We start from the raw sequence: 7531 nt of genomic DNA, 5'->3' as shown, positions 1-7531 counted from the left end.
CGCCGGGGCCCTGCCCCTGAACACCCCGGCGGTCCACGGTTGGCACCGGCCGGGCCGGGGCACTCGGCCACGACACCCGTCGGCAACGAACCTGCGGAGGCACGTGTGGCAGTACGGCACCGCCTGATCAAGACGGCCCCGGAGACGGTGTGGAACGTCCTCGCGGACGGCAACCGGTACGCGGAATGGGTCGTGGGCACCGCCTCCTCCCGCCCGGTGGACGGGCAGTGGCCCGCCCTGAACGCGGCCATCGAGTACCAGGTGCGCCTGGGCCCGGTGTGCCTGACCAACCGGACCGTCGTGCGCAACTGCGAGAAGGGCGCCCTGCTCGAACTGGAGGCCCACGCGGGCGTCCTCGGCACGGCGCGGATCGCGATCGAACTGCGCCCGTGGGGCGAGCACTGCCTGGTGATCGTCGACGAACACCCCCTGCAGGGGGCCGGCGGCGTGCTGCACAACGTGGGCGCCGAGGCGCTGATCCAGATCCGGCACCGGGCCATGCTCGCCCGGCTCGCCAAGTGCTGCGAGCAGGACGCCGACGGGGAGCGCCGGCAGGCCACTGCCCCGGCCGCGCCGGGCACCCCGGAGGCGTCCTGCGGACCGGGAGCAGCCCATGCCTGACGCCGTGGTGATCGGGGCCGGCCCGAACGGCCTGGTCGCGGCCAACCTGCTGGCCGACGCCGGCTGGAGCGTGGAGGTCCTGGAGGAACAGCCCGAGCCCGGCGGTGCCGTCCGCCACGACCGCGGCGTGGACCCCGCCTTCGTCAACGACCTGTTCAGCTCGTTCTACCCGTTCGCGGCCGCCTCCCCGGTCATCGCCCGCCTCCGGCTGGAGGACCACGGTCTGCGCTGGGCGCACGCCCCCCACGTGCTGGCGCATCCGCTGACCGACGGCCGGTGCGCCGTCCTGGACCGCCGGATCGACATCACCGCCGCCTCCCTGGACGCCTTCGCCGCCGGGGACGGCGCCGCCTGGCGCCGCCTGCACCGGATCTGGGAGCGCCTGGGCACCGACCTGATCCACGCCCTGTTCGCCCCCTTCCCGCCGGTGCGCTCCGGCCTGAGGCTGGCCGCGCGGGTCCGGGCCTCGGGCGGACTGCGGCTGGTCCGCTCCATGCTGCTGCCCGTGCGCCGGCTGGGCGAGGAGGAGTTCCGCGGCGAGGGCGGCAGGCTGCTGCTGGCCGGCAACGCCCTGCACGCCGACCTGGCACCGGAGTCCGCGATCAGCGGCGGGTTCGGCTGGCTGATGTCCATGCTCGGCCAGACCAACGGTTTCCCCGTCCCGGTCGGCGGGGCCGGCGCGCTCACCGCCGCCCTCACCGGCCGGCTGCGCGCGCACGGCGGGGTGCTGCGCTGCGGCGAGCGGGTCGATCAGGTCGTCGTGCGCGGCGGACGCGCCGTGGGCGTGCGCACCGCCCGCGGGGAGACGGTCACCGCACGGCGCGCCGTCCTCGCGGACGTGGCCGTGCCGGTGCTCTACCGCCGGCTGGTCGGTGCCGAGCACCTGCCCGCCCGGCTGCTGGACGACCTGTGCCGCTTCCAGTGGGACTTCGCCACCTTCAAGGTGGACTGGGCGCTGGACCGCCCGGTCCCCTGGCGGACCGAGGGCGCGGTGGGCGCGGGCACCGTCCACCTGGCCGACGGCCTGGACGAGCTGACCCGGTTCGCCGCGCAGATCGCGATGCGGCAGGTGCCCGACCGGCCGTTCGCGCTGTTCGGCCAGATGACCACCACGGACCCCACGCGTTCCCCCCTGGGCACCGAGTCCGCCTGGGCCTACACCCACGTGCCGCGCGAGGTCACGGGCGACGCGGCCGGTGAGGGACTGACCGGCGCCTGGGACACCAGGGAGCAGGAGATCATGGCCGACCGGCTGGAACGCCAGGTCGAGCGGTTCGCCCCCGGCTTCCGCGCCACCGTCCGGGCCCGCCGGATCCTCGCCCCGCCCACTCTGCAGTCGCTGGACCGCAACCTGGACACCGGCGCCATCAACGGCGGCACCACCGCCCTGCACCAGCAACTGGTGTTCCGCCCGGTACCGGGCACCGGGCGCCCCGAGACACCGGTGCCCGGCCTGTTCCTGGCCTCCGCCGGGGCGCACCCGGGCGGCGGCGTGCACGGCGCGCCCGGCGCCAACGCCGCGCGGGCGGCACTGCGCCGCCGGCTCCCCCCGGGACTGGCCGGGGCACAGCGCGCGCTGGCCCGCCGGGACCGGGCCGGGGACCGGACGTCACCGGCCGACTGACCCGTCCCGGCGCGGGAGCGGCCCACCGGCTCGGACGCGCGGCGCGCGCGGCGGACGGGGGAGGGCGGGACGGCACGGCGCACGACGGCGGGGCACAGGGCGGCCGGGCACGGGGCCGGGCACGGCCTCAGCCGCGCCCCGGGCCGGGCAGCCGGTGGGCGACGAGGGCCGCGATGTCGTCCTCCAGGCGCCCGGCACTGTAGGCGACGAGGTCCTCGTGCAGGCGGTCCAGCAGTTCCCGGGGGGACAGACCCGCCCACGGCGCGACCCGCTCGGCCAGCGGATAGAAGCTTCCGCCCGGATCACGGGTCTCGGTGACCCCGTCGGTGTAGAGCAGCAACTGGTCACCGGGGTGGAAGGGCTCGACGTCCACCTGGTAGCCGTTGCCGACGAGCACGCCGAGGTTGATGGGCGGCGCCGGGTCGCCGGAGTGCAGTTCGGTGGCCGCGCCCTTGCGGATGAGCAGGGGCGGGGGGTGGCCGCAGTTGACGATGCGCACCACCGGCTCGTGGTCGGGGATCTCCGCGAACACGGCGGTGACGAAGCGTTCGGCCGCCTCGCCGCCGGGCAGCTGAGCGGCGTGGCGGCTCATGCTGCGCTCCATGCGCCGGGCCAGCGCGACCAGGTCGGGCTCGTCGTACGCGGCCTCCCGGAAGGTCCCCAGTATCGCCGCGGCCGTCTCGACGGCGACCAGGCCCTTGCCGCGCACGTCGCCGACGAGCAGCCGCACGCCGTACTCCGTGGGCACCACCTCGTACAGGTCGCCGCCGATGCGCGCCTCGGCGGCGGCGGACAGGTACAGCGTCTCCACGGACACCTGGCGCAGCCGGCGGGGCACCGGGCGCAGCAGCACCCGCTGCGCGGTCTCGGCGACGGTGCGGACGGTGGCGAGCGTGCGTTCCCGGCGCAGCCGGTGCACGGCCAGGATGGCGCCGAGGATCCCGACCAGTGTGGTGCAGGCGTAGTTGGCCACGTAGTGGCGGTCCCACAGGTAGGCCACCGGGCGCCCCGCGCAGCAGGGCGTGCCCGCCAGCACGCCTTCGAAGACGATCGCGAACACCGTGACGACGCCCACCGCGAGGGGGCCGTAGGCGTAGGCGGCGACCAGGGGCAGCGCGATCAGCAGGAAGCTGACCGGCCAGTCCACCGGGGTGACCGGCTCGATGGCCAGCACCACCGCGAGGTAGGCGAGCGGCAGCCAGCGCAGCCAGGCGGGCGGCGCGGGCACCTGGGGCCGGTGGTCGCGCGCCCGTGCCGTACCGGCGCCGCCCCGCCGGGGAAGCCTCACCGCCCGCTCCGCGGCTGTGACGGCGGCGCGGCGGGCACGGGCGGTCCGGTCGGGCGCCCGGGCTCGCTGCCCGGCCCGGGACGTGGGTCCTCGCGGAAAGACTCAGGCGGCCTGTTCACAGCAGCTCCCGACGGCGTGGCCAAGGCCACCAGCCTGCGGCGCCCGGCCGCGTCCAGTGCCCCATTGCTCCAGGCAAGGGCATGTCAGCCCGCGCGGCGAGACGGGTCCGCCGAACGGGGGAGGCGCGCCGTCCGGTGCGGGGGGCCGGCGCCCGCCGCGGTGTCCCGTTCGTGTGCGGGGCAGGCGGCGGTGTCCCGCTCACCAGTGGCCGTCCGCCGCCTCGGCCGTCGCCCGCAGCGCGTGGTCGATGAACCGGCGGGAGGCCGGCGGCAGGGTACGCCCGGTGAGCCAGGCGATGCCGATGTCCCGGGCGCCGTGCACGTCGGTGATCTCCAGGTAGCGGATCGGGAAGTCGGGCGTGGCCGCCGTGTCCGGTGAGGACGGGATCAGGGACACGCCCAGGCCCGCGGCGACCAGGCCGCGCAGCGTGTGCACCTCCTCGCCCTCGAAGGCGACCCGCGGGGCGAACCCGGCCTCGCGGCACAGCGACTCGGTGACGCTGCGCAGCCCGTAGCCCGGCTTGAGCAGGATGAACGGCTCCCCGGCGACCTCCGCCAGCCGCACCCGGCCGCGCCGGGCCAGGCGGTGCCCGGTGGGTACGGCCAGCCACAGCGGCTCGACCAGCAGCCGCCGCCAGGTGATCAGCGGGTGGTCCGGGTCGCCGCTGGTGATCATCAGGTCCGCGGTGGCGTCGAGGAGGTGCTGGACCAGGCCCATCTCGCCGTGCTGGTGCAGCTCGAAACGGACCCGCGGGAAGTCCTCGCGGAACCCGGTCACGAGCCGGGGCACCAGCCAGGTGCCCAGCGTGTGCAGAAAGGCCAGCGACACCAGGCCCGTGTCCGGGTCGACGACCTCGGCCACCGCCCGCCGCCCCCGGTCGTAGCTGTCGAGGGCGGCGTCGACGTACTCCTTGAACACCCGGCCCGCCGACGTCGGGCGCAGGACCCGGCCGACGCGCTGCAGGAGTTCCGCGCCGACCTCCTCCTCCAGCCGGCGCAGCGCCCGCGACAGGGCGGGCTGGGTGATGCGGGCCTCGGCGGCCGCCTCCGTGACCGTCAGGCCCTCGGCCACCGCCTGGAAGGAGCGCAGCACCTGCAGATCCATCGCGGCTATCCTCCCACCGGGCAGGCGCCCGCGCACCGAGGAGCCGGACGCGCGCCGGGCCCGGGAGCGGCGCGGAGGGTGCGCGCGCTGACGGCGTCGCACAGCCGCTCGGCGGCGGCGACCGCCTCCACCAGGTCGGGCAGGTCGGGCCGGTCCGGCACCCGGCGGCCGGGGCGGCCCGGTTCGCTGAGGGCGTGGGCCACCGCCCGCCGGGCCTCGGCGAGCAGGTGGTAGGCGCCGCGGCGCAGCGCGTGCCGCTGGGCGGGCGTGACCTCGGGGGCGAGGCGCCGGTAGCGGTCGGCGGCGGCCAGGGCGGCCTCGGTCAGCGCGGTGGCCCGCTCGGCCGCGGACCGGGGCCACAGCGCGAGGTGCGCGACCAGGACGATCGCGGCGGCCAGCGCGGTGTCCAGGATCCGCGTCCCGTACAGCGCCCGGTGGTCGCCGAGCAGGTCCACCAGGACGAAGACGATCGCGGTCAGGCCGGTCGTGGCGAGCGCGTAGTGGTGGCGTACGCCGACGGCCATCAGCGCGCCGAACGCGGCCACCGCGCCGATCAGGGCGTAGGTGTCCGTCGTCAGCAGGGTCACCGCGCCGATGGCGGCCACCCCGGCGACGGTGCCGGCGCAGCGGTGCAGCGCCCGCCGCGCGACGGGGCCGAAGTCCGGCTTGTAGACGAAGGCCACCGTCATCGGCAGCCAGTACCCGCGCGGCCCGTGCAGCGCCTGCGCGCACAGCTGGGCGAGGAGCACACAGGCCGCGAGCAGCACGGTGTAGCGCAGCTGGGCCGCGCGCCCGTGCCGCGGGGCCGCGGGCAGGCGCACCGGCAGCTCGTCGGGGCGTGCCCGGCCGGCCTCCGCGACCAGCGCGGCGAGCGCCCGCAGGCCCGGGGAGCCGGGGCCGCCGCGCGGCCCGGCCTCGACGTCCACCGAGCCGGTCAGGTCGCCGACCGGGGCGGACGGATGGCCGTCGTGCCCGGTCCGGTCGTCGCCCGGGGCAGGCGGGTCGCCGACCGGGCCGGGCAGCTCCGGGCGCAGGCCGCCGATCCGCCGGCCCGGAGGCGGCAGCAGGCGCGCGGCCAGCAGCAGCGGTACCTCCGTCGCGCTGCGGGGGAGCGGACGGCCCTCCCACACCAGCGCGGAGGCCACCTCGCCCAGCCGGACGGCGGTGTGGAAGGCGTCCCGCAGGGCCGCCGGCTCGGGGCGCGGCCGGCCGGGACGTGCCAGGTGGCGGCCCATCACCTGGTGGGCGTGGTCGAGCGCCGCGGTCAGGTGGCGCCGCGCGTCCTCGGCCGCCGGTGAACCGGCCGCCGCCAGGGCCCGCGAGGCCGCCCGGTACACCGCGAGCACGGCGGCCCGCTCGATGCCGTACCGCCGCCACAGCCAGGGCGCGGCCGAGAGCGCCACGACGAGGCCGACCCCGGCGAGCAGCGCGAGCGGGGCGTGCCACCACGGGCCCGGCACCGGGATGCCGCTGCCGATGGTGGCGCCGAGCAGCAGGTGCATGCCGCACACCGAGCCGAGCGGGCCGCGCAGGCTGACCGAGCCGGCCGGCAGGGCGAGAGCGACCAGGCAGCGGGGTACGGCCGCCGGGTGCCCGCTGCGCAGCGCCAGTTCACCGGCGAGCAGACCGGCCGCGGCGGCCAGTCCCATGCCGCCCAGCCGCCGCACCCGCAGCCGGTAGGGGTCGGCGCCGTCCTGGCTCACGCCCCACAGCGCGCCGATGCCCGCGATCACCGCGGGCACCACGGCCCCGCTCCACACGCCGAGGAGGAGGGGCAGGGCCAGCGCGACGGCGCCCCGCGCGGCGGCCGCGAGGGGCACCGGGGCCGGCGGGAAGCCGTGCGCTGCCTTCTTGAGGCGATGCGGCGCCTTCATCGACGGGTTCGACTCCTTGGGTGACGATCGGAGGTTCAGGTTCCACCTCTCGGTTCGGGCTTCGGTTCCGTTTTCCGGTTCCTTCCGGGTTCACCTTCAAGGGTTGATCAGCCGGACGCATGCGTCCAATGCCGGACGGAAGCGGCATCCATGCGCTGAAGACATGTGTCCTGCCGGGCGTCGGGCATTCCCTCTCCGGACCTATGTCAGGTAGCCTGACATAGTCCGCCGAGAGCCGGCCGGGCCGGAAAGGCAGGTGCCCCGTGACCATCGAGTACGCCACCCCGTACCGCAGCCGTTCGTTCATCCCGCCCCAGCCGGGCAAGCCGTACTTCATAGAGAAGGGCATGGGCGACCGCGCCCACCTCTTCGGAGACCTGGTCACCGTCTACGCCGGCGGCGAGCAGACCGAGAACACCTTCAACTTCTTCACCGTCGAGGGGCCGAAGGGCGACATCATCCCCGCCCATGTGCACGCCGACACCCACGAGGTCTTCTACATCACCGACGGAGCCGTCCGGCTCTTCGTCGAGGACCAGGAGGGGGAGCAGTACGAGAAGCTGCTGACCGAGGGCGACTTCGGGTTCGTGCCGAAGAACTGCGCGCACGCCTACCGGATCGAGCGCCACCACAGCCGGGTCGTCGGCGTGGCCGCGGGCCCCGGCGGCACCTTCGAGCGCTTCTTCGAGAACCTCGGCACGCCCGCGGAGGAGCTCGGCCTGCCGCGCACGCCGTACGTGCCGGAGCCGGAGAAGTTCGGCACGGTGCCCCAGCGGTTCGACGTGCGCTTCCTGCCCGACCACCAGTGGCGCACGGGCAGCTGACCATGGCGTCCGTCCCCCAGGGGGTGTCTCGGCGCGCACGCCGGGCCGGTCGACGAGACACCCCCGCGGCGGGGAC

General features: G+C 76.3%; 6 protein-coding genes. 3 read left to right on the top strand and 3 right to left on the bottom strand.

The window, feature by feature from the left end; translation table 11 throughout:
* Nucleotides 1–105 precede the first annotated feature (105 nt).
* Both GV126_RS32215 and GV126_RS32210 read left to right on the top strand, forming a co-directional pair.
* Nucleotides 106–621, top strand: coding sequence for an SRPBCC family protein (locus GV126_RS32215; protein WP_159674471.1), 516 nt, complete (start codon nt 106–108; stop codon nt 619–621).
* Complete coding sequence (locus GV126_RS32210; protein ID WP_159674469.1) at nt 614–2245, top strand: phytoene desaturase family protein; 1632 nt, start codon at nt 614–616, stop codon at nt 2243–2245. The genes GV126_RS32215 and GV126_RS32210 overlap by 8 nt, the downstream gene beginning before the upstream one ends.
* Before the next feature lie 127 nt (nt 2246–2372).
* On the opposite strand, the gene GV126_RS32205 is transcribed toward GV126_RS32210, so the two are convergent.
* The 3 genes from GV126_RS32205 to GV126_RS32195 form a co-directional block, all read right to left on the bottom strand.
* Nucleotides 2373–3473, bottom strand: coding sequence for a PP2C family protein-serine/threonine phosphatase (locus tag GV126_RS32205; protein WP_201299963.1), 1101 nt, complete (start codon nt 3471–3473; stop codon nt 2373–2375).
* A gap of 378 nt (nt 3474–3851) precedes the next feature.
* Complete coding sequence (locus tag GV126_RS32200) at nt 3852–4757, bottom strand: LysR family transcriptional regulator (RefSeq protein ID WP_159674467.1); 906 nt, start codon at nt 4755–4757, stop codon at nt 3852–3854.
* Between the two features lie 5 nt (nt 4758–4762).
* Entirely contained in the window at nt 4763–6631 is a 1869-nt protein-coding gene (locus GV126_RS32195) for an FUSC family protein (protein WP_159674465.1), read from the bottom strand.
* A 263-nt stretch (nt 6632–6894) separates the two neighbouring features.
* Here GV126_RS32195 and GV126_RS32190 point away from each other — a divergent pair, with 263 nt between their 5' ends.
* Nucleotides 6895–7455 carry a quercetin 2,3-dioxygenase gene (locus GV126_RS32190; RefSeq protein WP_159674463.1) on the top strand — a complete coding sequence of 187 codons (561 nt, stop codon included), beginning with the start codon at nt 6895–6897 and terminating at the stop codon, nt 7453–7455.
* The last annotated feature ends 76 nt before the right edge of the window (nt 7456–7531 follow it).

Source organism: Streptomyces mexicanus (genome assembly GCF_902506575.1).
Taxonomy (GTDB): Bacteria; Actinomycetota; Actinomycetes; order Streptomycetales; family Streptomycetaceae; genus Streptomyces; species Streptomyces mexicanus.
Note: the sequence above shows the minus strand (reverse complement) of the source record. Positions and strands in the feature narration are given on the sequence as shown.

Excerpts from the sequence above, each read along its gene's own strand:
- GV126_RS32210 (WP_159674469.1), top strand. The coding sequence starts at position 614 with ATGCCTGACGCCGTGGTGATCGGGGCCGGCCCGAACGGCCTGGTCGCG.
- GV126_RS32200 (WP_159674467.1), bottom strand. The coding sequence starts at position 4,757 with ATGGATCTGCAGGTGCTGCGCTCCTTCCAGGCGGTGGCCGAGGGCCTG.
- GV126_RS32195 (WP_159674465.1), bottom strand. The coding sequence starts at position 6,631 with ATGAAGGCGCCGCATCGCCTCAAGAAGGCAGCGCACGGCTTCCCGCCG.